At 45.0% G+C, this 25,158-nt stretch carries 20 protein-coding genes; 8 read left to right on the forward strand and 12 right to left on the reverse strand.

Features of this window, described 5'->3' with window-relative positions:
* Nucleotides 1–51 precede the first annotated feature (51 nt).
* Both ONT18_RS01855 and ONT18_RS01860 read right to left on the reverse strand, forming a co-directional pair.
* A complete protein-coding gene (locus ONT18_RS01855; protein ID WP_264903800.1) occupies nucleotides 52–2,526 on the reverse strand; it encodes a PQQ-like beta-propeller repeat protein in 2,475 nt (824 codons plus the stop codon).
* Between the two features lie 141 nt (nucleotides 2,527–2,667).
* Nucleotides 2,668–5,097, reverse strand: a complete 2,430-nt coding sequence (locus ONT18_RS01860) for a hypothetical protein (RefSeq protein WP_264903801.1) — start codon at nucleotides 5,095–5,097, stop codon at nucleotides 2,668–2,670.
* 1,187 nt (nucleotides 5,098–6,284) lie between these two features.
* Here ONT18_RS01860 and ONT18_RS01865 point away from each other — a divergent pair.
* Nucleotides 6,285–6,470 (forward strand): hypothetical protein, encoded by a 186-nt coding sequence (locus tag ONT18_RS01865; RefSeq protein WP_264903802.1) that lies wholly within the window; start codon nucleotides 6,285–6,287, stop codon nucleotides 6,468–6,470.
* Nucleotides 6,471–6,509: 39 nt separating this feature from the next.
* On the opposite strand, the gene ONT18_RS01870 is transcribed toward ONT18_RS01865, so the two are convergent.
* The 4 genes from ONT18_RS01870 to ONT18_RS01885 form a co-directional block, all read right to left on the reverse strand.
* Complete coding sequence (locus tag ONT18_RS01870; RefSeq protein ID WP_264903803.1) at nucleotides 6,510–7,118, reverse strand: zeta toxin family protein; 609 nt, start codon at nucleotides 7,116–7,118, stop codon at nucleotides 6,510–6,512.
* The gene (locus ONT18_RS01875; protein ID WP_144150554.1) at nucleotides 7,108–7,308 is read right to left on the reverse strand and encodes a hypothetical protein; all 201 of its coding nucleotides are present in this window, start codon (nucleotides 7,306–7,308) and stop codon (nucleotides 7,108–7,110) included. The genes ONT18_RS01870 and ONT18_RS01875 overlap by 11 nt, the downstream gene beginning before the upstream one ends.
* 372 nt (nucleotides 7,309–7,680) lie before the next feature.
* Nucleotides 7,681–7,947, reverse strand: a complete 267-nt coding sequence (locus tag ONT18_RS01880; RefSeq protein ID WP_117588171.1) for a hypothetical protein — start codon at nucleotides 7,945–7,947, stop codon at nucleotides 7,681–7,683.
* A gap of 59 nt (nucleotides 7,948–8,006) precedes the next feature.
* Nucleotides 8,007–8,876 carry an Rpn family recombination-promoting nuclease/putative transposase gene (locus tag ONT18_RS01885; RefSeq protein WP_264903804.1) on the reverse strand — a complete coding sequence of 290 codons (870 nt, stop codon included), beginning with the start codon at nucleotides 8,874–8,876 and terminating at the stop codon, nucleotides 8,007–8,009.
* Between the two features lie 503 nt (nucleotides 8,877–9,379).
* On the opposite strand from ONT18_RS01885, the gene ONT18_RS01890 reads away from it, so the two are divergent.
* Nucleotides 9,380–10,246: a DUF2807 domain-containing protein gene (locus tag ONT18_RS01890; RefSeq protein ID WP_264903805.1), complete on the forward strand. Its 867-nt coding sequence runs from the start codon at nucleotides 9,380–9,382 to the stop codon at nucleotides 10,244–10,246.
* A gap of 100 nt (nucleotides 10,247–10,346) precedes the next feature.
* On the opposite strand, the gene ONT18_RS01895 is transcribed toward ONT18_RS01890, so the two are convergent.
* The 4 genes from ONT18_RS01895 to pyrB form a co-directional block, all read right to left on the reverse strand.
* A complete protein-coding gene (locus ONT18_RS01895) occupies nucleotides 10,347–11,126 on the reverse strand; it encodes a DUF5020 family protein (protein ID WP_264903806.1) in 780 nt (259 codons plus the stop codon).
* 90 nt (nucleotides 11,127–11,216) lie between these two features.
* Complete coding sequence (gene glyA / locus ONT18_RS01900; protein ID WP_264903807.1) at nucleotides 11,217–12,497, reverse strand: serine hydroxymethyltransferase; 1,281 nt, start codon at nucleotides 12,495–12,497, stop codon at nucleotides 11,217–11,219.
* 132 nt (nucleotides 12,498–12,629) lie between these two features.
* Nucleotides 12,630–13,094, reverse strand: coding sequence for an aspartate carbamoyltransferase regulatory subunit (gene pyrI / locus ONT18_RS01905; RefSeq protein WP_117587317.1), 465 nt, complete (start codon nucleotides 13,092–13,094; stop codon nucleotides 12,630–12,632).
* A 175-nt stretch (nucleotides 13,095–13,269) separates the two neighbouring features.
* Complete coding sequence (gene pyrB / locus ONT18_RS01910; protein WP_118062888.1) at nucleotides 13,270–14,217, reverse strand: aspartate carbamoyltransferase; 948 nt, start codon at nucleotides 14,215–14,217, stop codon at nucleotides 13,270–13,272.
* 115 nt (nucleotides 14,218–14,332) lie between these two features.
* Here pyrB and ONT18_RS01915 point away from each other — a divergent pair, with 115 nt between their 5' ends.
* From ONT18_RS01915 to ONT18_RS01930, 4 genes are all read left to right on the forward strand, one after another.
* Nucleotides 14,333–16,663, forward strand: coding sequence for a penicillin-binding protein 1A (locus ONT18_RS01915; RefSeq protein WP_264903808.1), 2,331 nt, complete (start codon nucleotides 14,333–14,335; stop codon nucleotides 16,661–16,663).
* Between the two features lie 175 nt (nucleotides 16,664–16,838).
* Complete coding sequence (pheT, locus tag ONT18_RS01920; RefSeq protein ID WP_264903809.1) at nucleotides 16,839–19,307, forward strand: phenylalanine--tRNA ligase subunit beta; 2,469 nt, start codon at nucleotides 16,839–16,841, stop codon at nucleotides 19,305–19,307.
* A gap of 71 nt (nucleotides 19,308–19,378) precedes the next feature.
* On the forward strand, nucleotides 19,379–20,122 hold the full coding sequence (locus ONT18_RS01925; protein WP_264903810.1) for a YebC/PmpR family DNA-binding transcriptional regulator: 744 nt from the start codon (nucleotides 19,379–19,381) through the stop codon (nucleotides 20,120–20,122).
* Between the two features lie 5 nt (nucleotides 20,123–20,127).
* Nucleotides 20,128–20,406: a TIGR03905 family TSCPD domain-containing protein gene (locus ONT18_RS01930; protein WP_006846971.1), complete on the forward strand. Its 279-nt coding sequence runs from the start codon at nucleotides 20,128–20,130 to the stop codon at nucleotides 20,404–20,406.
* A gap of 72 nt (nucleotides 20,407–20,478) precedes the next feature.
* Here ONT18_RS01930 and ONT18_RS01935 read toward each other — a convergent pair whose 3' ends face one another.
* A complete protein-coding gene (locus tag ONT18_RS01935) occupies nucleotides 20,479–20,865 on the reverse strand; it encodes a hypothetical protein (protein WP_119226695.1) in 387 nt (128 codons plus the stop codon).
* A 101-nt stretch (nucleotides 20,866–20,966) separates the two neighbouring features.
* On the opposite strand from ONT18_RS01935, the gene lepA reads away from it, so the two are divergent.
* Both lepA and ONT18_RS01945 read left to right on the forward strand, forming a co-directional pair.
* Nucleotides 20,967–22,760 carry a translation elongation factor 4 gene (gene lepA / locus ONT18_RS01940; RefSeq protein WP_022120308.1) on the forward strand — a complete coding sequence of 598 codons (1,794 nt, stop codon included), beginning with the start codon at nucleotides 20,967–20,969 and terminating at the stop codon, nucleotides 22,758–22,760.
* Between the two features lie 40 nt (nucleotides 22,761–22,800).
* Entirely contained in the window at nucleotides 22,801–23,400 is a 600-nt protein-coding gene (locus ONT18_RS01945) for a Crp/Fnr family transcriptional regulator (protein WP_264903811.1), read from the forward strand.
* Nucleotides 23,401–23,481: 81 nt separating this feature from the next.
* Here the strand turns inward: ONT18_RS01945 and ONT18_RS01950 are convergent, their stop codons facing one another.
* On the reverse strand, nucleotides 23,482–25,146 hold the full coding sequence (locus ONT18_RS01950) for an AMP-binding protein (protein ID WP_264903812.1): 1,665 nt from the start codon (nucleotides 25,144–25,146) through the stop codon (nucleotides 23,482–23,484).
* Nucleotides 25,147–25,158: the final 12 nt, after the last annotated feature.

Raw genomic sequence — 25,158 nt, forward strand, 5'->3', positions numbered from 1 at the left:
ATTCATCTCGTGTCTTCTTGAGTTTTTTATTCTCTAGTATTTCTTATCTTGCTATTTGGTGCCATAGTCTGTATTTGATCCAGATGTGCCACCATCAACCAATTGGTAAACCTTGAGTCGGTTCTTACCGTAAGCTACGTAAATCAGACCATTATAGAGTGTTACGTAGTTGGCAGAGTTCCAAACTATTCTTCCCTGTTCGTTGGTAATACCAGTAACTCGGGTCTTGGCGTAAACTGCAGGTTTGCCATCCACCATCTTGTTCTTGTCGAGAACTACGAGACCGTAACCACCGCAAGCCAGATATACATACTTGTCGTCGAATGTCACACCGTTGGCATAGCCCTGAGGCTTGGATGTGGATGCTGTAAGCGGAGCTTGCCATGTCCACTTCTCTGCACCGGTATTTTTGTCGTAACAGGTAAGACCGTTTGCACTTCGGCATACATAGACGTTGTCTCCGTCGATGGCTATGGTGTTCTTACCATTGTTTGGTGCAATCTCTGAAATGGCGATTGATTTCTCTGGTTTTGCAGTTGTAATGTTTGCACCAGCGTTGAAAATCTCCAGTGTTCCAGCTACAGGAGTTTCTGTGCTTGATACTCGTTCATTATAATATAAGGTAGCAATCTCGCCATTGTTCAGTGCGATGTGCTTCGCCTTACCCGGAGTCTTCTTGCTGCTCAGCAGTTCCAGGGTGTTAGGGTCGTAAACCTCATAACCTCTGGTACTTGTTACGAGCAGTTTGTCACCGTCGCGAACGATTGCATTCTCATCCTCATCGTTGCTCTGGTTGTTCTCCAGAGGAACGATAATCAGCGGATTGATAGCTGCATCACCGATATTCTTTTCCTCAGTATTCAGCAGTCCGTTGCTCTTGAGGTCGATTCTTGCCATCATGGCTCCTGCATCACTCTGCTTGCCAGTATCCTTGTTTGTATATCCGTAGTTGCCTACAACATACAGGTTTGGAGTAGATGATTTGCCATCTACCATCAGATGGTTGAAATCCAGCGATTTATCAGTATCCTGCAAGAACTGCATGAGTTTTGTCTGCTTCTGGTTGTCTGTCTCGAATACCTCGATACATCCGCCATGTCCCTTTCCACGAGTGTGGTATGACATATAGAGCTTTCCGTTGTATGGCTGGATACAGGTAGCTGTGATGTCTGTATGGGTATGGTCGTAGAGGATTTCACTCAACTCATCAATATGTGGTGGAGTAGGAACGTCTGGTTTCAGCGTGTAGCCACATTCTGCCTTTTCCAGGGTAACAGGTGCACTGTTGTTTCTGAAGTTGTGGGCTTTACCAGATCCCAGGAACTGGACGTCGCTGAATGCGAGGTTACCAGAATCACTGTTGTCGAAATGATCTGCATCTATGTAGTATTCGCCACCGTTATCCATAGCGTTGAACATATAGCAGTCGTTCAGTGAGGCAGGGCTTCCGCTACCATTATATTTGATGACATTTGCCTTGATATAAGCTTTAGAGTTGTCACCCTGTAGGAAAATCATGGCACTTGCATTCTTTTTGCACTCAAGGGTTCCTTCTACTTCTATGCTGCTGTTGTTCACCAGATAGATGTTGTTGCTGGAAGCAAGCAAAAGATTCTTTGCCTTCAGGTAGCTGGTATGTAATGCACTGCTTGCGCCATCACCGCCCATAGACTTGAATTCGCCTGTCAGTTCCAGGGAACAGCAATAGAGTTGACCATTTCCCATCAGGTACAGGTCTTTCATCTTGCATTTACCATCAATGTTTACGACACCATCAAGTTCGACGGGCTTGTCTTCGATTCCCTCGATGCCGCCTTGTATATTTGTATAAGCGTTAGCCTGGTTCTTGAATTCGTTGCAAATAAGTTTGCCTCCGATATAAACACTGGCATTGTTCACTCTGAATGTATGTCCTTTTAAGTTTAAATCGCCTGCAATCTTGAAGATACCTCTGTTGTGAACTTCCAGGTCTGCATTGCATTCGAAGTTTCCGTAGCAGAGGATTTTTCCGCCGTTCTGATGAGGAAAAAGGTTTCCACCTGTCCATTTTAGTGTTCCACCTTTTAATACTACGATGGTGTAGTTTCCCTCTGTCCAAGTTGCGTTGTATTCATAAGTTCCTGCTACGTATATTGTATTTCCATTAAGATGGTAGTTTTGATTGAAAGCGATGGTTTCGCCTGGAGCAATATACATATCTGTGTTTGCAGGAAAATCCCATGGCTTGTGGTTGGACATCTTTTCCATTTTGGCAAAGTCCAATCCTGTTGGTTCTGCCTCCATGGTATATGCATGGATTAAATTGGCATATGTTACTCCTGCCGCTCTTGTTGCGCTTGGTCTTTTGAAGTTATAGACACGTGCAGCCAACTGCTGAGCATCTGTAATAGAGGTTACTTCCTTTCCTATGATTCCTGTTTCAGCAGGATTCGGAGTTGGATTAGGGGTATCATTAGAGTCGCTACAAGATGCCAGGAGCATTGCAGCTAAACCGAATGTTACCAATTTGATATTTCTTGTTTTCATATCAGTTTGCTTGTTAAATCGTTAGTCTACATCCTTAACGTTATATTTTTTTTTTCGAGCGGTCTTTCCAATTTTAGAAGTTTGTTCTCCCACTAGAACCCCATTGGGATGGTAGTGAGAGAACATTCTTTTAAGAATTGATTATTTCTTTGTCTGGGTCAACTTGAATACCTGTACGCGGCTCTTACCATAAGCTACGTAGATATAGCCGTCCTGACCAATTGTTACATAGTTTGCAGAGTTAGGGTTTGCCCACTTGCCGTTCTCCAGGAAGCCGTTGAATGCGGTGCGATGGCAAACCTCCTTACCATCAGCCTTGTTAAGAACAACTACGCCATAACCGCCAGCTGCTACATATACGTAGTTGCCACTGATAGCTACGCCATTGCAGTAACCCTTTACGTTGCCATACTTCTCGCTCTTCTGGTTTGCGATGGTAGGAACCGTGTAATCCCAAACCTTCTCTCCGTTGGCATTGTAGCGAACAATACCTCTCTCGCCCTGGCAAACATAGATGTCTGTTCCGTCAACAGCAACAGTGTTCTTGCCATTCTCAGGACCTACATTGCCATCAGTTGTAAATGTCTTTGTGGCTTTATCCTGACGGAGGTCAATGCCGTTGAATACATTCACAGTACCGGTTGTGTTCTTACCTGTAGCCAGCAAGCTGTAGAGGTTGCCGTTAGCTGAAGCAAGACCCTTGGCATCTGCTGTAGTCTGGAAATAGGTATGACCGAACTCTTTGTCGTAGAACTCGTAACCTCTTGTAGAAGACATAACGATGTTGTCGCCATACTTCACTACGCAGTTAGCATCGAAACCATTCTTCTTGTTTACTGCATCGAGTACATACTGGGTCATCGTTGTTGAATAAACATTGTTCTCCAAAGGAACAACGCCGAGGAATGCGCCCTTGTTTATATCGGTAGCAGCGATGTATGCCTTGTTGTTGTCAACCATTACGTGGTTGATGTCCATTCCTGCTTTTCCGTTAACTACCTGGTCACCTGTAAGCTTGTTGTCTGCCATGTGGAGAACCTCAAGACCACCCTTCAGGTTTGTTTTGCCGTTGCCATAGGTATGGTAAGATACATATACATAGTTGCCAACGGTCTGGATGCAAGATGCGGACATGCCATTGTTTTCACCGAATGAAGCAACCAGGTCGAGCTTAGGGGTAGCACTGGCTTTCTTTGCCTCATCGCTCAGAATATAGCCGTATTGTTCATTATCCTCGTCCTTTGGCTCAATAAGAGCACCAGATGTTGCCTTATCGTAGTCGAGGTATGATGCAGAGATGTCAAGGTCGCCAGAAGAAGGCATTAGTGTAGTACCCATGAAGCACTTGCTCATCTGCAACAAGAGTACAGAGTTTGTACCAGGAGTAGCGAATGCATTGATAGTAGCATCACCATTGTTTGTGAAGTTATCTGCCTTGATGACGGCTACGGCATTATCGCCCTGCAACTGAATCTGAGCAGCAGAAGCGTTGTCTGTAACGAGGTTGTTCACGTTGACAACGCCGAGGTCTGCAATCTGAATCTGACCGCCCTTCTTCAAGTTAAGCTGGGCATCACCCACTTTAACCACTTTCTTGTTACCCTTGTCACCAGAATATGTGTTGTCGGTTACGTTTACGTAGTTAGCCTTGATGAGAGAACCATCCTCCAGGTTGAGCTGCTTAGTAACCTTAACTACTGCATTTGCGTTAGATGCATCCAAAAGACCTGTGATGTTGAGGTTGCCAGTCTTGCAGAAGCCACCCACCTTCAATGCACCGGCAAGGTCAACCTTTGTTGCATTCAGGATGTTTCTTGTAGCTGTAACTACAGCGCCATCCTCAATGGTAAGGTTCTTAGCACGGATTGAACCGTCGATGTAAGCCTTAGCGCCACTCTTGAAAGTGATATTCTGGGTAGGGTTAACCTTTGATTCTACAGCACCGAAGCCGCCATGAAGAATATCCTTTTCGCCCTGACCTTCCCAAGAAGCATAGAGCTGACCTTCTACAACGATATTGTTGTTGGTAGCCTTGATAATACTGCTGGCTGCGCCATATACCTTATCGGTAGCCTGAATCATAGAGCCAGTACCTGTATATTCAAGGGTAGCGCCCTTAGCCAATACGATTGTGTTACCACCGAGAGACTTATCGTAAGTCATCTTGCAGTCTCCTTTAACGAAGATGGTTACACCCTGAATCTTCTTGCCTGTAAAGTCAAGCTTGTTAGTGTTCTCGTTAGTGTAAGTGTTTGTTGGATTGCTCTCATTGAAAACCAAATCAGTAGCAGCACTGAGGCCCTTGATTACCTTTGGCTTTGTTGGGAACCCCGGCATTGCAGTTACGAAGTCTGTAGCTGAAGCTCCTCTTGTAGCGAAGAACTTGCGAGCCATAGCTGTGCTGTTCTTGTAATTGATTACAGAACTTGGGGTTAAAGCTGTAAGTTCAACTGAATTAACCTCTGACTTTACACCATCGCCACCAGTAGGATCACTTGTGTTGTCGCTACATGATGCGAATACGAATGCTGCCAAACCGATAGCGGCAAGTTTAGAATTGAATACTTTCATATCTATTTAAGTTTAAATTGTACTTTCAGTTTCTGATTAATATCACTTACTTATATTCTTGTCCTTCAGCTCGTTGTTTTTTTATTGGTAGTTTGACTATCGTTTTGGTAGTTTGACTATCATCATCTTGCGTACACTTACAAGTGGAGCTGTTAGACGCCGCAAATTTAATGAAATTATTTCATAAATAGTTGTTTTTTAGGGTTAAATAAACTTAATTCGCTATTTCTTGTTCTGATTCTCATTAGGTTAGTTTGTTGTGGGCGATAACAAATTGGCTCTTCCGCTTGTCAAACGATAACATTTCTGAACTCATTAACCCGAAAATTACTCCGAAAGATAGCAGAATATCTCCGAAGAATACGAAAATATCTCCGATAGATAGCAGAATATCTTCGAAGAATAAACCAGGAAAACAAATGTTGGGAATACGATGATGGATATGTGTTGTGGTGACGAGGTGAAGGGTGAAGGGTATATTTTAAATCTTATATTATATTCTTTTTTTAGGATTTTTGGAAAATCCAGAAAGTCAGAAAAATGAAAAAACGGATTTTTTCCCTTGCCGCGCGTATATATAAAAAAGAGTTTTCAAACCTTCACCCTTCACCTTTTTATTTAACATTTTGTGTGTCAAATAGTTATGGGTGAAGGGTGGTGAAGGGTGTTTTTCGCTTTTTATAAACATATTTTAAGAGTTTGACCTGTTTTTACATATTTTAAGCGTTTATTTTTGGTTCCGAAAGAGTGCCATTTTTTTAGGGTCCCATTTTTTCTTTTTTCTTACCGCTGAAATCTTTGAAAAGCGAGTGGGGTAGGGTATCCCGTCTTATGTTGTGTTAAACAATTATCAGATAAAAGAAGTTAACGATACCGAAAAAGGACTGATTTTTAAACAAATATTAACGTAGAAAACTTGAAGTTTCGCATATTAGATGATTCAAGTTTAAGGCAAGTTCAGATGTTAAAAGGGTTAAAGAAGTTTAAGTGGTTAAAGAAGCTTAAAAGGAGGCTAATGGAGTTAAATGAGCTTAAGAAGTTTAAGAAGTTAATGGAGTTAAGGAGTTAAAGGAGTTAAAAGAGTTAAGGGGAAGTTAAAGAAGTTATCACTCCCTACGGTCGTTCGGGATGTTCAGTTTGGTATATGATGTGTTTGGAAACATAAAAAATAGAAACGATATGAAATTATGTATTTGGGCGGTGGCTGCCGCTTTGTTCTTTGCCCCAATGGGCTTGATTTCTTGCAGGATTATTCTGCCATCAAGGACCAGGAGTTTGTTAAGCAACTGAAGGAGAAACTCAAGGTGGTATACAGGAATGAAGAAGTAAAGATAGGACTGTATGGAAGATTGAATGTGCCTTCTCTCTTATAGTGCTGTTTTCGACACCTCTTTCGTTTTCTCCTTTCTAGTCTATTCTTCTTTGTTGGCAATGCCTATAGCCCATTCCGGAATCTCCTTCACGTATTCCTTAAATATTTTACCTTCTGTCATTCTGAAAAGAAGTTGAGCTTCTACACCGTCAATTGAGTTATCATATACGTATGTACGGTCGGCTAAAGAAGCGGCTAGCTTGCAGTTACCTATTGATTTGAAATATCGACTTATAATTTTTTTGATGGGTACATCGTGTCCACCTTTTAATACTCTTGCAGCAATACGAGATGCATTAATTATTGGTGAAGAGGTGCTTACGAAAAAAAGCCGGATGAAGAATCCTTGCTCCTTAGCTCGGTGGATGAAATCGATTTTTTCTTCTGTTGACATAACGGTCTCGAAAATCATGCTGCGCTTGTTTTGAAGGCATTCTTCTCTTTGTGCTTGGCAATATTGAGCTGCTTTTAAAACTGCATCTTGATTGTTCCAATCGCCAAAAATATTTTGGGCTACATTGTCGGGGTTAATGTAGAGCGAGTCTTCTAGCCATTCGTGTTGAAGAATGCGGGAGGTGATTGTTGTCTTCCCTGAACCATTAGGACCGGCAATAATTATTAAAACGGGTTTATGTGTATTATTTGCCATATAGGGTTTGATATTTATGAGCAGCTTGGTTGGAAGCTTCTCTTATCATGTTTATTACTTTTTTCTTTGTATCTTCGTGCTCTTCTCTGTATATTTCGGCTGCCTCATGCATAATCTGAGCCAGCATTTCATCTGTTGGCTCTTCCATGCTTGTCAGTCGATAGCTATTTAATTCTTTTTCTGAAATCATAATTCTAATATTTTAAAGCCTGCTGCAAATTTTCCGTTACTGAATTTTCGCAAGTTGGCTCCACTCGCCCTGAAAGGGCAGAAGCTCCTAGCCCAGGGCAGCGCCCTGGGTAATCAAGGACGCAAGCCTGTCGCCCTGTAAGGGCAAAAGCTTTAAAACTCCAGGCAAAACATAAGGCTTTTGCCCTTACAGGGCGCCTTGCTGATTGCTATTATACCCAGGGCGCTGCCCTGGGCTAGGAGCTTCTGCCCTTTCAGGGCGTGTGGGACAAAAGCAGGGATTGCCTTACTTCTGCCCTTTTAGGGCGTGCTGCTTCTTGGAACTTTTGGGTCTTCAGCCCGTATTTGAACCAACTGCGAGACTTCAATTCCGTTATTTCATGTAGTCCTTGTAGTATTCGTTTTTGTAGTCGAATGACTCTGGCGAGTTGATGCCTTTAGTCATGGCTGCAATTCTTGGATCTATAACTAATTCAGCCTTGGTTATTTTCTTAGTCTTTGTCTTGTTGGGAGACACAGCCTTGTTAGGAGACAGTATTTTCTTCAGTGCTTTGACAGCCTTGCTTATTGTCTCGTAATCCTCGTTGGCAATTATGTTGACGAGTGATTGATATTCTGTTTGTAACTCTAATGTTGTCATAATTAAAAAAAAACTAAGACATGTTGTTGCTGTTATTTTCAGCTCAGCAAATAAGTAATCTATATTTCTGCTTTTAGCTGCAGTATATGTTCCGCCGACAGCCCGGTTATTTCCTTTACCGTCGCTTCATCTATGCCCTTTGCCAGCATCTTTCTGGCAATCTCAAGACTTCTTTCTTCCTTGCCTTCGGCTATACCTTCACGCTTGGCGGTGTCTACGGAATTCTTGATGTCGCGATATGCCATCTTGCTGGTTTCGTACTCCCTCATTTCCTGCGGAGTGAACTTGGCTATCTCGGCTTCCTCGAAGAGACGGTCGAAGACTTTGTCGCACAGCTCTTTAGGGCGCTGGGTAAGCTTATAGAGGTTCTTCAGTGCATAGAGCCACTTCTCGTAGAGCGTATCCAGTTCTTCCAGGGGTTTGTTGAACTTAGAAATCTCTACATAGATATATTCGAGTTTGTCGTAAAATACTTTGTGGGTAGCTGTGTCGCATAACTGCACATGATGGCGGATTTTCTCCTTGTCGAAAGCATCCTCGTTCATGTTGAAGTTGAGCAGGGCAACGGTATAGATATGATTGAGTTTGAAATCCCATTCATTTCCCTTGGGTGCCTGTTCGCGAATCGGGAAAGTAGAGTAGAAAAGGGCGCGATCCTTGAAATACGTCTGGTACGCATTCTGCATTTCTACGATGAACTTCTCGCCGTTTTCGCCTTCGCAATATACATCAAAAATGGCTCTGCGGTCGGTATATACATCTCCCACGTGCTCCGGGTTCAGATACGACACGTCCTTCACAACCTGTCTGCCATTAAACAAGCTGTTGAGGAAGCAAATGAGTAATTCCTTATTCATTGCCGTTCCAAAAATTCGCTTGAAACCGAAGTCGGTCAGCAAGCTGATGTATCTTTCTTCTGCCTGTTTCATACGCGATTCATTTAAATTAATACTTTTGCAAAGATTATGTCAGTGAGTGCAATGAAAGCTTGCTTTCGAATTGCCGAGCGCCGTACAATCTTCTGCAAAGATACGCTGAAAATTTGTAACTTCCAAATTTTTAGGCAATTTTTTTGCATTGGGGAATAGAGAAAAATAAATCTACTGGAACGCCTTGTAGAATTTGTGCCTTTTCCTTGAATACCTTGATGTTATGGTGTATTGTTTGCTTGAAATTGGAGTGAGGCTTACTTCAATAGTCAACGAATATTATTTCAGTGACTAACGAAGGCTGTTTCAGTGACTAACGAAGGCTATTTCAGTAAGAACAGGAGACTGTTCCAGTGAGAATAGCTTTCTGTTGCACTTTTTTTTCTGCATTTTTTCTCTTTCCCTGCAACCTTTCGGGTTTCTTTTGCGTCTAACCATCAGATTTCTGAAACAGAACGGTTTTCGGTATATCACGTATTTAGAAACATAAAATTAGAAATGATATGAAGAAATTATGTATTTGGGCGGTGGCTGCCGCTTTGTTCTTAGCCCCAATGGGCTTGAGTTCTTGCAGTATGGGATCTTCTGCCAGTGAAATGAAGGGAAGTCTCAACTTTACGCAGGATGATTTGACCGAGAAGCCTTTCAGGGCTATCGACGTGGATGTGATTGCCAGCGTTTATTATACCCAGAACAATGGCGATGAATGCAGCGTTCGATTGGATTACTCTGCCATCAAGGATGCTGAGTTCGTACAGAAACTCAAGGAGAAACTCAAGGTGGTTTATCGTGACGGCGAGGTGAAGATCGGACTCAACGGAAAACTCAAGGTGCCTGCCGTTTGTAACTCTGAAAAGAATAGACTCAAGATTTATATCACCAGTCCTGACCTGGTGAAGATTACACAGGAAGGCGTGGGTTCATTCTATGCCAAGACGATTAATAGCGACCGCCTGAAAATCGATAACGAGGGTGTAGGCTCTGTCAAGATTGGGAAGATTCTTGCCAACAAACTGGAGGTAACCAACGAGGGTGTTGGCTCGGTAAATATCGATGATGTGGCTGGAGATGATATGAACATTGATAACGAAGGCGTAGGCTCTGTGAAAATCTCTAAGATTGAGATGGGAAGTGTGAAACTGGATAATGAGGGCGTAGGATCTGTTAATCTGGGAATGTTTAAGGGCGGCAGTCTGATTATCAAGAACGAAGGTGTGGGCAGCGTGAAAGCCAAGGTTGACTGCCAAAGTGTAAACGCTACATCCGAGGGCGTTGGCGGAGTTAACTTGAGCGGTGTAACCCGTCAGTACAATAAGAAAAAAGGTGGAATCGGAGGAATTTCTGATGGCGGATTGACTGTAAGAAAGTAACGTAAGTTGTTGAAAAACAGAAAATAAAGTGGTTAAGAATTAGTGCGGAAAATTTTCAAAAAATCATTTTGAAAATTTTCCGCAGCTAAGAAATTCGTAATTAGAAGTCCCACTTTACACCGAGGCAAGGGCGAACCATCCAGCCGGCATTGCTGCCGAAGTTGTGGCTGATTTCTACCTCGCTACCTACGCTCAGGTTCTCGCAGCCGAAGTGCTGACCTACATTATACCAGAGCTGTGGCTCAGTAGTGAAGACGGTGTGCTCAGGAGTATAGGCTACTTCGCCATTCTTGTCGAGCTTCACGTTTCCATCCTTGTCAAGCATACTTACGTGATTCTCCCACCAGAAATCTGCGAAACCGCTAAAGTTCAATCCCTTTAATCCAAAGATGTCTTTGCATCCCCAAACAGCAGTAAACTGCATCGGTACGTTCTGGTCGGTCTTGCGGATAGTCTTGTAGAGTGCCTGGAGTGTCAAGGTGTTCTTGAAACTCTTGTCGTGCATGAAATACTCCACACCGAAGAGCCAGGCATTGTTGATAGGGTAGTTCTTGGTAATACCACCATTATACTCTACGTGGAGGCTCCAGTTCTTCATTGGGCTGTTCTGCCAGAAGTTCAATGCACGTGAAATCTCTGTGTAGGTACCACCCTGTGCCACGTTTGGACTGCTGGTGTCCATCTTGTCGTAATTGAAGTCGTGGTCTACAAAGAAATAAGTGTTACCCCATTTGTCCTGCTTGAACATTTCGAGTGTGAGGGTAACAAACTTGCGGTCACTGCCGAAGTCGTAGAAAACTTGGGCGTTGGTCTGTGCTAAAGTTTTGCTCGCAGGGAGCAACGCAAGTGCCATGAGCAGTAGGCTTTTCATCTTTTTCATAAATTTTTTCTTTTCTTTATTATTTATTAAATGAAACAAAAAACTGCGGACGGAAGGCCCGCAGTTTGTAATTATATTTATCCGTAACGATTAGTATGCGAAGAGAGGGTAATCCTTCATTGTAGCATTCACCTTTTCGCGAACGCGGGCAATGACCTTCTCGTCCTCAGGAGCATTCAGAACCTCCTCGATGAGTTCGGCAATGAGGTGCATCATATCTTCCTTGGCGCCACGTGTGGTCATGGCTGCTGTACCCAGGCGGATACCTGATGTCTGGAAGGCAGAACGGCTGTCGAATGGAACCATGTTCTTGTTGACTGTGATGTCGGCTGCAACCAGCGCATTCTCAGCGACTTTACCTGTGAGATCTGGATATTTACTTCGGAGGTCTACGAGCATAGAATGGTTGTCTGTACCACCGCTCACGATAGCGAATCCGCGACCGATGAGGTCATCTGCGAGTACGGCTGCATTCTTCTTTACCTGAGTAGCATACTCCTTCCATGAAGGCTGCAGATTCTCATTGAAGGCTACTGCCTTTGCCGCGATGACGTGCTCCAGCGGACCACCCTGCTGACCTGGGAATACGGCAGAATTCAAGAGCATGCTCATCTTCTTAACCTCGCCCTTCTTGGTAGTCAAACCCCATGGGTTGTCAAAATCTTTGCCCATCAGAATGATACCGCCACGAGGGCCACGGAGGGTCTTGTGAGTAGTAGAAGTAACGATGTGCGCATACTTCAATGGGTTGTCGAGCAGACCGGCTGCAATCAGACCTGCAGGGTGAGCCATATCGATCATGAGGAGAGCGCCTACCTCATCGGCAATCTTGCGCATGCGGGCATAATCCCACTCGCGGCTATAAGCGCTACCACCACCGATAATCAGTTTTGGTTTGTGCTCAAGAGCCAGTTTCTCCATCTCGTCGTAGTCTACACGGCCAGTCTCCTTGTTCAGGTTGTAACCGATAGGGTTGTAGAGAATACCGGATGTATTGACGTGGCTACCATGAGAGAGGTGGCCGCCGTGGTCGAGGTTCAAGCCCATGAAGGTATCACCTGGCTTCAATACGGCAAGCAGAACAGCAGCGTTAGCCTGCGCACCAGAGTGAGGCTGTACGTTGGCATACTCAGCACCGAACACCTTCTTTACACGCTCGATGGCGAGGTTCTCTACGATGTCAACTACCTGGCATCCGCCATAATAACGTTTGCCTGGCAGACCCTCGGCATACTTGTTAGTAAGGTAAGAACCCATAGCGTTCATCACCTCGTCACTCACGAAATTCTCAGAAGCGATAAGCTCCATACCTTTCAGCTGGCGCTGATGTTCTCTTTCGATTAAGTCGAAAATCTCTTGATCTTTTACCATTTCCCTTTACTTTTTATGGTTGATGTTTAATGAAATCGGATGCAAAAATAAGCAATATCTCTCAAACTACCAAATAAATCGTAACATTTTGAGTGATATTGCTTACTTTTTGTTATAAACTACCTGTTTTTATTACTTGCAGAGCTCTACTTTGCCCAATTGCTGCTCTTTGTCGCAGTAGTGGCAACGTACGATACCGAGCACTTTGTCTACGGTATGGAAGAGGGTCTGCATAGGCTCGTTGTTGGTGATGCACTTAGGGTTGTTGCACTTTACGATGCCCTTCAGCGTATCAGGAGTCTTGACGGTCTTCTTTTCTACGATTTCGTAGTCTTTGATGATACTCAGTCCGATGTTAGGCGCAACGACAGAGAGTCGGTTGATTTCCTCATCGGTAAAATACTTGTTGGCAACCTTGATGATGCCCTTCTTGCCAATCTTCTTGCTTGGCAGGTTGTAGCCGATAGTAACAGGAGTCTCCATCTTCTCCAACTGGAGCAGATTTACTACCTGATAGGTCTTTTCGGCTGGTATATGGTCGATTACGGTACCGTTCTCGATAGCCGCAACCACTAATTGACTTTTATTGTTTCCCATCTCTTTTTTTTTTAATGTTGAGTGTTGAATGTTGAGTGTTGAGTGTTGAATGTTGAGTGTTGAATGTTGAGTGTTGAGTGAGGCTTGCGCCCTTGAGGGCCATGTTAGGTGTCCGTTAGGCAACTTAACATTCAACATTCAACATTCAACATTATTCAATATTCAACATTCAACATTATTCAATTATGCTTTTATCGTTTTTCACATCATCGAGCGAGATGCCGAGGCAGTGGCAGAAGATAGCCTCACGCGCATAGAGGCCGTTCTGAGCCTGCTGGATATAGTATGCATGTGGATCATCATCTACATCGTAAGCAATTTCGTTCACGCGTGGCAGCGGATGCATGATCTTCATGTTTTCCTTCGCCTTGCAGAGCATGTCACGCTTCAGGATATACACGTTCTTTACGCGCTCATACTCCATCAGGTCGCTGAAACGCTCCTTCTGTACACGGGTCATGTAGAGGATGTCGGCACCTGCAATCACATCTTCGTTAAAGTCCTCGTGCTCAACATATTTAATGTTGTGCTCCTTGCAGTAGAGTTTGTACTCTTCTGGCATGGCGAGTTCCTTAGGTGCGATGAAATGGAAGGTAGGATTGAAGTGGCGCATAGCTGTGATAAGTGAGTGAACGGTGCGGCCATATTTGAGGTCACCCACAAGATAGATGTTCAAGTTCTCCAGGGTACCCTGGGTCTTGTAGATAGAGTAGAGGTCGAGCAGGCACTGTGAAGGATGCATGTGAGCGCCGTCGCCTGCATTTACGATAGGCACTGGTGCTACCTCACTGGCATACTGGGCTGCTCCCTCGATGAAATGGCGCATGGCGATTACATCGGCATAGTTGCTTACCATCAGGATGGTATCCTTGAGGGTCTCACCCTTGGTGGTACTGGATGTCTTGGCATCAGAGAAACCAATGACACGGGCACCAAGACGGTTGGCAGCGGTTTGGAAACTGAGTTGGGTACGAGTAGATGGCTCGAAGAAAAGGGTCGCTACGACCTTTCCCTTCAACAACTCCCTGTTCGGGTGCTTTTCGAACTCTTGCGCCATTTCCAGGAGGTACATGATTTTCTCCTTGGAAAGGTCAGCAATGGTCACAAAATTATGTTTTTCCATTTGAAATTTGATTGAATGTTCTAAAATCGCCCACAAAGTTACATAAAAAATCTGATTTATGTGCGATAAGTCAAAACTTTTATGTAATTTTGCACAAATATTTAAAGAAATAGTGATGAGAAAGCGATTTATACATATTTTATGGGCTGTTTTCGGCACTGGAATACTCATGGTAATTCTTGCCTTTGTTGCCATCTGGTTTGGAATGATTGGCTACATGCCCGACATCGAGGATCTGCAGAATCCTATCAACAGATTTGCCACCCAGGTTTACTCTGCCGATGGCAAGGTGCTTGGTACGTGGAACCTGAATAAGGAGAACCGTATCGTGATTCCTTACAAGAAAATGTCACCTTATTTAATTAAGGCACTGGTGGCTACTGAGGATGAGCGATTCTATGAGCATTCAGGTATCGACTTCCGTGCACTGGGACGTGCCATCGTCAAGCGTGGTATCCTGGGACAGACTAATGCGGGTGGTGGAAGTACCATCACGCAGCAGCTCGCCAAGCAGCTTTATTCTGAGAAGGCAGGCAGTACGATGGAACGATTGTTGCAGAAGCCGATAGAGTGGGTGATTGCGGTGAAGCTGGAACGCTATTATACCAAAGAGGAGATTCTGGCTCTCTATCTCAATTACTTCGATTTCCTGCACAATGCTGTAGGAATCAAGACGGCGGCCAATACCTATTTTAATAAGGAACCGAAGAATCTGACCCTCTGTGAGTCGGCAACGCTCATCGGACTGTGCAAGAATCCGTCGCTCTTCAATCCGGTTCGCTATCCGGAGAGAGCGAGGGAGCGCAGAAATGTGGTTCTTTCGCAGATGGTGAAGGCGGGATATCTGAGCCGGGGCGAGTATAGCCAGTGTGCTGCTGAGCCGCTGACACTCAATTTCCACCGTACCGACCATAAGGACGGTTCGGCTACTTATCTGCGTGAGTTCCTTCGCCAGTATATGATGGCTAAGCGTCCGGAGCGTAGTGATTATCCATCCTGGAACCGTGCCCAGTTTGTGGTGGATTCTATCCAGTGGGAGAATGATCCGCTCTATGGATGGTGCAACAAGAACTATAAGAAGGATGGTTCGCCATATAATGTATACAGTGATGGACTGAAGGTGTTTACAACTATCGATAGCCGTATACAGCAGTATGCGGAAGAGGCTATGTATCAGCATGTAGCCCGCTATCTGCAGCCTCGCTTCAGTGCAGAGATAGCCCGCAAACCAAGCTCGCCATACAGCGATAAGCTGACACCGAAACAGATTAAGAGTATACTGAACCGCAGTATCACCCAGAGTGAGCGTTACCGTACGATGAAGGCTGCGGGATATTCTGAGGATGAAATCAAGGCGGCATTCCGCAAGAAGCAGGAGATGACCGTATTTACCTATCATGGTGATATTGATACGCTGATGAGTCCGCTCGATTCTATCCGTTATTATAAGAGTTTTCTGCGTAGCGGTTTTATGAGCATGGATCCTAAGACGGGTGCTGTGAAGGCGTATGTGGGTGGATTGGATTATACTCATTTCATGTATGATATGGTAAGTCTGGGACGCCGGCAGGTGGGTTCTACCATCAAGCCATTCCTTTACAGTCTGGCGATGTCTAACGGCTTCCAGCCTTGTGATCTGGCGCCTAACCGTCAGCAGACCTATATGGTGGCTGGTCGTCCGTGGACGCCTCGCAATGCCAACCATTCACGTGCCGGACAGATGGTTCCGCTGAGTTGGGGATTGGCACAGAGTAGCAACTGGGTGAGTGCTTATCTGATGAGTAAGCTCAATCCGCAGCAGTTCGTACAGATGTTGCGCGACTTCGGCATCAACAATCCTGATATCCATGCATCCATGAGTCTCTGTCTGGGACCATGTGAGGTAAGTGTCAGCGAGATGGTGAGCGCTTATACCGTATTTGCCAACCACGGCATCCGTACTGCTCCAATGTTTGTGAGCCGTATCGAGGATAATGAAGGTAATACGATTGCTACCTTCCAGCCACGTATGAACGAGGTGATCAGTGCCGATAATGCCATGAAGATGCTTACCATGCTGATGGGCGTTGTGGATAATGGTACGGCAGGAAGACTGCGCTACCGTTATAACCTGGAAGGACAGATTGGCGCCAAGACCGGTACTACCAATAACAACAGCGACGGTTGGTTTATCGGCTTTACTCCACAACTCGTAAGTGGCTGCTGGGTAGGTGGTGAGGAGCGTGATATCCACTTCGATTCCATGAGTATGGGTCAGGGTGCTACCATGGCTTTGCCTATCTGGGCGATATTCATGAAGAAGGTTTATGCCGACCCGTCGCTGGGTATCAGTCCTGCTATCAAGTTCGATTTGCCGGAAGACTACAATCCTTGTTCCCGCAAGGCAGCCGAACAGGATGACTTTGAGGAAGTAGGAGGTGGCAGCATCGACGAAGTTTTCGAATAAAAACCAAGGCATTCGCCATTTTTGCATGTATTTATTTTAAATAGTGCAAAAATGGCGAATGTTATTTGTTTATATGCATTTTTTTTTGTATTTTTGCAGAGTTTTAGAACATGCATAGCCCGAATGATGTTTCTTCGGGTTTTTCAAAATAGAAATAAAATAAAAAATCATTATAATGAACGTTTCATACAAATGGCTTAAAGAATACGTCGATTTCGATTTGACACCACAGGAGACTGCGGACGCGTTGACCTCTTGCGGACTCGAAGTTGACGCTTTGGAAGAAGTTCAGTCTGTCAAGGGCGGACTGAAAGGTCTCTATGTGGGTAAAGTGTTGACATGTGAGGAGCATCCTAATAGTGATCACCTCCATGTTACAACCGTTGACTTAGGTAAGGGCGAACCTCAGCAGATTGTCTGTGGTGCTCCTAACGTTGCTGCAGGTCAGAAGGTTATCGTGGCTGATTTGGGCTGCGTGCTTTACGATGGCGACCAGAGTTTTACCATCAAGAAGAGCAAACTCCGCGGTGTAGAGAGTTTGGGTATGATCTGTGCTGAGGATGAGATTGGTGTAGGTACCTCTCACGACGGCATCATCGTACTCCCAGAAGATGCTCCGGTAGGTCAGCCTGCTGCTGAGTATTACCATCTGGAGAGCGACTGGCTCATCGAGATTGATATCACAGCCAACCGTGCTGATGCGCTCGGTCACTGGGGTGTAGCCCGCGACCTGTATGCCTGGTTGAAGCAAAATGGCTACAAGACAAGCTTGCATCGCCCATCTTGCGATGAGTTTGTGGTAGACAACGAGGATCTTCCTATCGATGTTGAAATCCAGAATACTGAGGCTTGCAAGCGTTATGCCTGTGTAAGCATCACCGGTTGTGAGGTGAAGGAAAGTCCTAAGTGGTTGCAGGATAAGCTGAACATCATCGGCTTGCGCCCTATCAACAATATCGTGGATATCACCAACTATATCATGATGGCATACGGCCAGCCATTGCACTGCTTCGATGCAGACATGGTTACCGGTCATAAGATTGTAGTTCGTACCCAGCCAGAGGGCACCAAGTTTGTTACTCTCGATGGCGAGGAGCATACCTTGGGTGAGCACGACCTGAGCATCTGCAATGCTGAGGAGCCTATGTGTATCGCCGGTATCTTCGGCGGTAAGGGTTCTGGTACTTACGAGACAACCAAGGATGTAGTCTTGGAGAGTGCTTACTTCCATCCTACATGGATCCGTAAGAGCGCTCGCCGTCATGGTTTGAGCACAGATGCCAGCTACCGTTTTGAGCGTGGTGTAGATCCAAACGGACAGATTTATGCTTTGAAGCAGGCTGCCATCCTCTGCAAGCAGTTGGCTGGCGGTAAGATTTCCATGCAGATCAAGGATGTATATCCAGAGCCAATGCAGGATTTCCCAGTTCGCCTGAACTATGAGTATGCGCATCGCCTCATCGGTAAGGAGATTGGTGCTGAAACCATCAAGAATATTGCTACATCTCTCGAAATGAAGATTGTGAAGGAGGATGCTGAGGGTATCGACCTTCTGGTTCCTGCTTATCGTGTAGACGTTCAGCGTCCTTGCGACGTGGTAGAGGATATTCTCCGTATCTACGGATATAATAATGTGGAGATTCCAACCCAGTTGAAGAGCTCCCTGACTGTTCAGGGCGATGAGGACAAGGCTTATCACAGCCAGAACCTCGTGGCAGAGCAGTTGGTAGGTGAGGGCTTCATGGAGATTCTCAACAACTCTCTGAGCAAGGCTAGCTACTATACCGACTTCGACCTCAACAAGTATCCTAACGAGACAACCGTGAAGGTGATGAACCCATTGAGTGCTGATCTCGGTGTGATGCGCCAGACGATGCTGTTCGGTGGTTTGGAGAGCGTGGTTCGCAACATCAACCATAAGAGCCAGAACCTGAAGTTCTTCGAGGTGGGTAACACCTATATATATAATAAGGAGAAGTGGAGCGAGGAGAGTCCTATCAAGGCTTACTCTCAGGAGGCTCACATGTCTCTCTTCATCACCGGTAAGCGCGTAGAGGGCAGTTGGGCTCATGCTGATGAGCAGAGCAGCATCTACGAGCTGAAGGCTGTGGTAGAGAATGTTCTCCGTCGTGTAGGTATGCCACAGAACAACGTGGTTATCAAGCACAGCGACAATAACATCTTCTCTAAGGGCGTAAGTTACGAGACCCGTGCCGGTAAGGTATTGGTAGAACTGGGTATCCTGAGCCTGAAGTTGAAGAAAGCATTCGATATTGAGCAGGATGTATTCTATGCTGATATCCACTGGGACAACCTGATGAAGGCAGTGAAGAAGGTGAACCTTACTTACACCGACATCAGTAAGTATCCTTCAGTGAGTCGCGACCTTGCATTGCTCGTAGACAAGAATGTAGAGTTCGCTCAGATTGAGCAGATTGCCCACCAGACAGAGAAGAAACTTCTGAAGAGCGTTGTTCTCTTCGATGTTTACGAGGGTGAGCATTTGCCAGAGGGCAAGAAGAGTTATGCCGTTAACTTCATCCTGCAGGATGAGGAGAAGACTCTGAATGACAAGCAGATAGATGCTATCATGAAGAAGCTCATAGCCAACCTTACAAGCAAGTTCAATGCAGAATTGAGATAATGCAGAAGGTGCTCAGTGCAGAATTAAGATAATATTATAAACAAACGATAAACATTTAAAATTTTATTCCAATGGGAAGAGCATTTGAATATCGTAAAGCTACAAAGCTGAAAAGATGGGGCCACATGGCCAAGACATTTACTAAGTTGGGTAAGCAGATTGCTATTGCTGTGAAGGCAGGCGGTCCAGAACCAGAGAACAACCCATCATTGCGTGCTATCATCGCTAACTGTAAGCGTGAGAACATGCCTAAGGATAACATCGCTCGTGCCATCAAGAACGCTTGTGGCAAGGATACCAGCGATTACAAGGAAGTAACATACGAGGGATATGGCCCTCACGGAGTGGCTGTCTTCGTTGATACGCTGACAGACAACACTACACGTACTGTTGCTGACGTTCGTTCTATCTTCAACAAGTTCAGCGGAAACTTGGGTACAACAGGTTCTCTGTCTTTCCTCTTCGACCACAAAGCTGTGTTCACATTCAAGAAGAAGGAAGGTCTGGATATGGATGAGATGATTCTCGACCTGATTGACTACGGCGTAGAAGATGAGTTTGATGAGGATGAGGAGAACAACGAAATCACAATCTATGGTGCTCCTACAAGCTTCGGCGAGATTCAGAAGCATCTGGAGGCAGAGGGTTTCGAGGTAACTGGTGCTGAGTTCACTTACATCCCTAACGATTTGAAGGATGTAACTCCTGAGGAGCGCGAAACTATCGACAAGATGGTTGAGAAGTTGGATGAGTTTGACGATGTTCAGACTGTATATACCAACATGAAGCCAGAAATTCCTGCAGACGCAGAATAAGCATTATGTTGCAGCAAGACAAACAGGATAAGTTGCAGAAGGTAACTTATCAGACTCATGGCACCTGCTCAAAATACATCTGCATCAGTATAGATGAAGATGGAAATGTGCAGGATGCCCAGTTCATCGGAGGCTGCGATGGCAATACCAAGGGCGTTTGTGCTTTGATTAAAGGCATGAAGGCAAAGGAGGTCATCGCCCGACTGAAGGGTATCACTTGTGGCAATAAGCCTACAAGCTGTCCAGACCAGTTGGCGACAGCTTTGCAGGAAATGGGATATTAATAGTATTAGAAAAGGCACGGATTACTAGCTAGTAATCCGTGCCTTTTCTGCTACTAGTACTCCGTGTCTTTTCTAATACTTGAAGATATCATCCAGCAACACCTCCTTCGGGTTCTTAGCCGAATGATATACGAAACGGAAGGTGAAATGCTCTTCCTTATATTTCTTCAGACCAGGGTTGTTGTCCAGGGCTTCCTTCTGAATCTTATGGAGTTTATCCTTGTTGGCATCAATCGCCTTCTTGTTATCTGCCTTGTTTCTCAAAGAGATATAGTACGTATATATCTTCTTGGTTTTATCAAATGCAGCACTGTCAGTCCTGGCGTCGTTGACGTATGGAGTAGGACAGTATTTTTCAGTATATTCCTTGGCTTCACGAGCCGCTTTGTCCTCCAGACTTTCTGTACAAGAAACGAGCAAAGAAGCAAAAATACCGATGTAAATCAACTTTTTCTTCATGATTTTTCTATTTTTTATCTAAAAATCTCTATTATTTTCAATATTTTGTGCAAAGATACGAAAAAAAATACTATCTTTGCACTCTAAAGAGAGAAAATTATATGGAGAATATAAATAAAATAAGAAATTTCTGCATTATTGCACATATAGACCATGGTAAAAGTACCTTGGCAGACCGACTTCTGGAGAAGACTCAGACCATCAAGATTACTGAAGGACAGATGCTTGATGATATGGATTTGGAAAGAGAACGTGGTATCACGATCAAGAGTCACGCTATCCAAATGGAATATAAGGCAAAGGATGGACAGACCTATATCCTGAATCTTATTGATACTCCGGGACACGTTGACTTCTCATACGAAGTTTCCCGTTCCATCGCCGCTTGTGAGGGAGCACTGCTGGTTGTTGACGCCACTCAGGGCGTTCAGGCACAGACCATTTCAAACCTCTATATGGCTATCGAGCACGACCTGGAGATTATTCCGGTAATCAATAAGATAGATATGCCTTCAGCTATGCCTGATGAGGTAGAAGACGAAATAGTAGACCTGATCGGTTGTAAGCATGAGGATATCCTCCGTGCTTCAGGTAAGACCGGTGAGGGTGTAGAAGATATACTGGAAGCTGTCGTTAATCGTGTTCCTGCTCCGGTAGGAGACGAGAAGGCACCGCTTCAGGCTTTGATTTTCGACTCTGTATTCAACTCTTTCCGCGGCATCATCGCCTATTTCAAGATAGAGAATGGCGTGATTCGTAAGGGAGATAAGGTGAAGTTCTTCAATACCGGCATGGAATATGATGCTGATGAAATCGGTGTATTGAAGATGGATATGATTCCACGCCAGGAATTGGGTACCGGTGAGGTAGGTTATATCATCTCGGGTATCAAGAATGCTACCGAGGTAAAGGTGGGTGATACCATTACCCATATTGCCCGTCCTTGTGACAAGGCGATTGCGGGTTTCCAGGAAGTGAAACCTATGGTCTTTGCTGGTGTTTATCCTATCGATCCAAGCGATTACGAGAATCTGCGTGCATCGCTCGAAAAACTGCAGCTCAATGATGCTTCATTGACTTTCTCGCCAGAGAGTTCTGTGGCTTTGGGCTTCGGTTTCCGTTGCGGATTCCTCGGTTTGCTCCACATGGAAATCGTACAGGAGAGACTGGACCGTGAGTTTAATATGGATGTCATCACTACCGTACCTAACGTATCTTATATGGTATACGACAAGCAGGGCGGTGTGAAAGAGGTTCACAATCCTTCCGGATTGCCAGACCCAACGCTGATAGACCATATTGAGGAACCATATATCCGGGCAACCATCATTACGGCTACCAATTATATTGGACCAATCATGAAACTCTGTCTGGATAAACGAGGCGAACTCATCAACCAGGAATATGTGAGTGGAAACCGTGTAGAGCTCCACTTCATGTTGCCGTTAGGAGAAATCGTCATCGACTTCTATGACAAGCTGAAGAGTATCTCCAAGGGATATGCTTCGTTCGACTATCATATCGATTCATTCCGTCATTCCGACCTGGTGAAGCTCGATATCCTGTTGAATGGAGAGCCTGTAGATGCATTGAGTACTTTGACTCACCGCGATAACTCTGTGAGCTTTGGTCGCAGAATGTGCGAGAAGTTGAAGGACCTCATACCTCGTCAGCAGTTCGATATTGCTATCCAGGCAGCTATCGGTGCCAAGATTGTGGCACGTGAGACTGTTAAGCAGGTGCGCAAGGATGTTACTGCCAAATGTTATGGTGGTGACGTAAGTCGTAAGCGCAAGTTGCTGGAGAAGCAGAAGAAGGGTAAGAAACGCATGAAGCAGATTGGTAATGTGGAAGTTCCACAGAAAGCCTTCCTTGCTGTGCTCAAACTCGACTAATGATTTAATATAAGTATAATGGAAAAGGAGGTTAAGTATTATGGCAGACTTTAAAGTAATTACCCCTAAGCGTGATATTGCGCGCGAGCTGGCGCGTAAATATAGTACGATGACTCATGATGAACTCGATGTGGTGGAAGATATCCTTGAGCCTATCAAGTATGCCAAGGGCGAGATGATCTTGCCTGAAGGTGAACAGTGCATGGGTATCTCGTACATCGAGAAGGGATTGGTGCGCCAATTTTACTTTAAGAATGGCAAGGAGGTGACCGAACATCTGGGTGTGGATCATTCCATCTTTATGTGCATTGAGAGCCTCTTTAAGGAAGAACCTACCCGCTTGCAGGTGGAAGCTTTGGAGCCTACTCTGGTGTATATGCTACCGAAGAAGAAGCTGGAGGCGGCTGCTATGCGTAATGTCAATATCCAGATGCTTTATCGTAAAATACTGGAAGAGAGTTTGATTCAGTCTCAGATTCATGCCGATCTGATGCGATTTGAGTCGGCACCTAATAAATATAAGCGCCTGTGTGAAATGAACCCACAGGTGGTTCTGCGTGCTCCGCTCACCTATATCGCAAGCTATCTGCAGATGACTCCGGAAACGCTGTCCAGAATCCGCTCGAATACTTTATTATAATTTATAAAAAATGGTGTGACTTCAAAACCGAAGTCACACCATTTTTTTTGTATCTTTTGATTCTATCAAATGAAACTTTCTTTATTCTGCCGTATAGAGGAATCGCTTGATACTCTTCTTAGGAGTCTTTTCAAACTCATCTTCATGTATACGTATTTCTGATACTTTGCTGTAAGCAGGAATCATGGTGTTGAGCTCCTGGCGGTTCTGCTCCATGACATCTGTCAGTTCGTTGGTACCGAGGTTCAGAGTCTGAGCTTCATCATAGTCAGGGTGAACCAGAGCAATGAGCTTGTCGCCCTTCTGTACAACCACGCTTTCCGCTACCAGAGCCAAAGAGTTGAGTTTATCCTCAATCTCCTCAGGGTAGATATTCTGACCGTTTGCGCCGAGCAGCATGTTCTTGCTACGACCCTTGATGAAGACGTTGCCGTCACCATCCATGGTTCCAAGGTCGCCTGTATGATACCATCCGTTCTCGTCGATGGTCTGTTTGGTAGCTTCCTCATTCTTATAGTAACCCAACATTACGTTAGGACCCTTGGCAAGAATTTCGCCTGGTACATTCTCAGGATCAGGACTGTCGATGCGGACCATCATGTGGAGGGCAGCCTTACCGCAAGAGCCCGGTACGAAGTTTTTGTAATCCTCGTAGCAGATGATAGGGGCACACTCTGTGGCGCCATATCCCACGGTATATTTGAAACCTACGCTATGGAGGAAACTTTCCACTTCCTGATTAAAGGCTGCACCACCGATAATCACCTCGTAGAAGTTGCCACCGAAGGCATTGGATACCTGGTCGCATATCTTCTCCTTCACCTTCTTGCTGATTACAGGCATGTGGAGCAGCATACGCATGCGGTTGTTCTGGATCTTAGGGAATACCTTCTTGCGGATAATCTTCTCGATAACCAGAGGAACTGCAATGATAACGGCTGGCTTGATGCGACCGAATGCCTCGGCGATGATGGCTGGACTAGGGATGCGGGTGAGATAGAAGACGTGGCAGCCCTTGATGAATTCGAAGATAAATTCAAACGCCATGCCGTACATGTGGGCCATCGGCAGGATACTGATGACTGAATCTCCCGGCTTAATCTTCTTACCCAGTACGTCCTCAGCGAAATCTGCATTGCCCCAGAGTGCACGGTATGGAACCATTACTCCCTTGGAGAAACCGGTAGTTCCGCTGGTATAGTTGATCATAGCCAACTCATCCGGATTCTGGTCCATATAGTAGTTGACATGGTTCTTGCGGAAGTACTTAGGATACTTGATACCGAACATCTCATTGAGGTGTTCGCGCGCATAAGTCAACTTGTCGGTACGTGAAACGACAAGTGAATAATCCGGTATATAGATGATGCCTTCAAGACCCGGCATCTTTGTTGCATCAATCTGTGTAGCTACAACATCACCCACAAAGAGCAGTTTTGCATCGCTGTGGTTTACGATGTTGTGAATCTGGTCTGGCATGAATTCATGCAGGATAGGTACGGCAATGGCACCATAGGTAAGGGTAGCAAGGAATGCTACAGCCCAGTTTGCGCTATTTCTACCGCAAAGTGCTATCTTGTCGCCCTTTACTACACCAGAGTTCTCAAACATGATGTGTAGCTTCTCAATTTTGCGTGCTACATCATGGTACTGCAAGGTAGCTCCCTTGTAGTCTGTCAGGGCATCCATATCCCAATGGTCTACGATGCTCTTTTGGATTAATGCGTTAAAGCTTGGAATCTCCATATTCTTGTTATT

Origin of the sequence: Segatella copri, assembly GCF_026015295.1 — a bacterium.
GTDB lineage: Bacteria > Bacteroidota > Bacteroidia > Bacteroidales > Bacteroidaceae > Prevotella > Prevotella copri_C.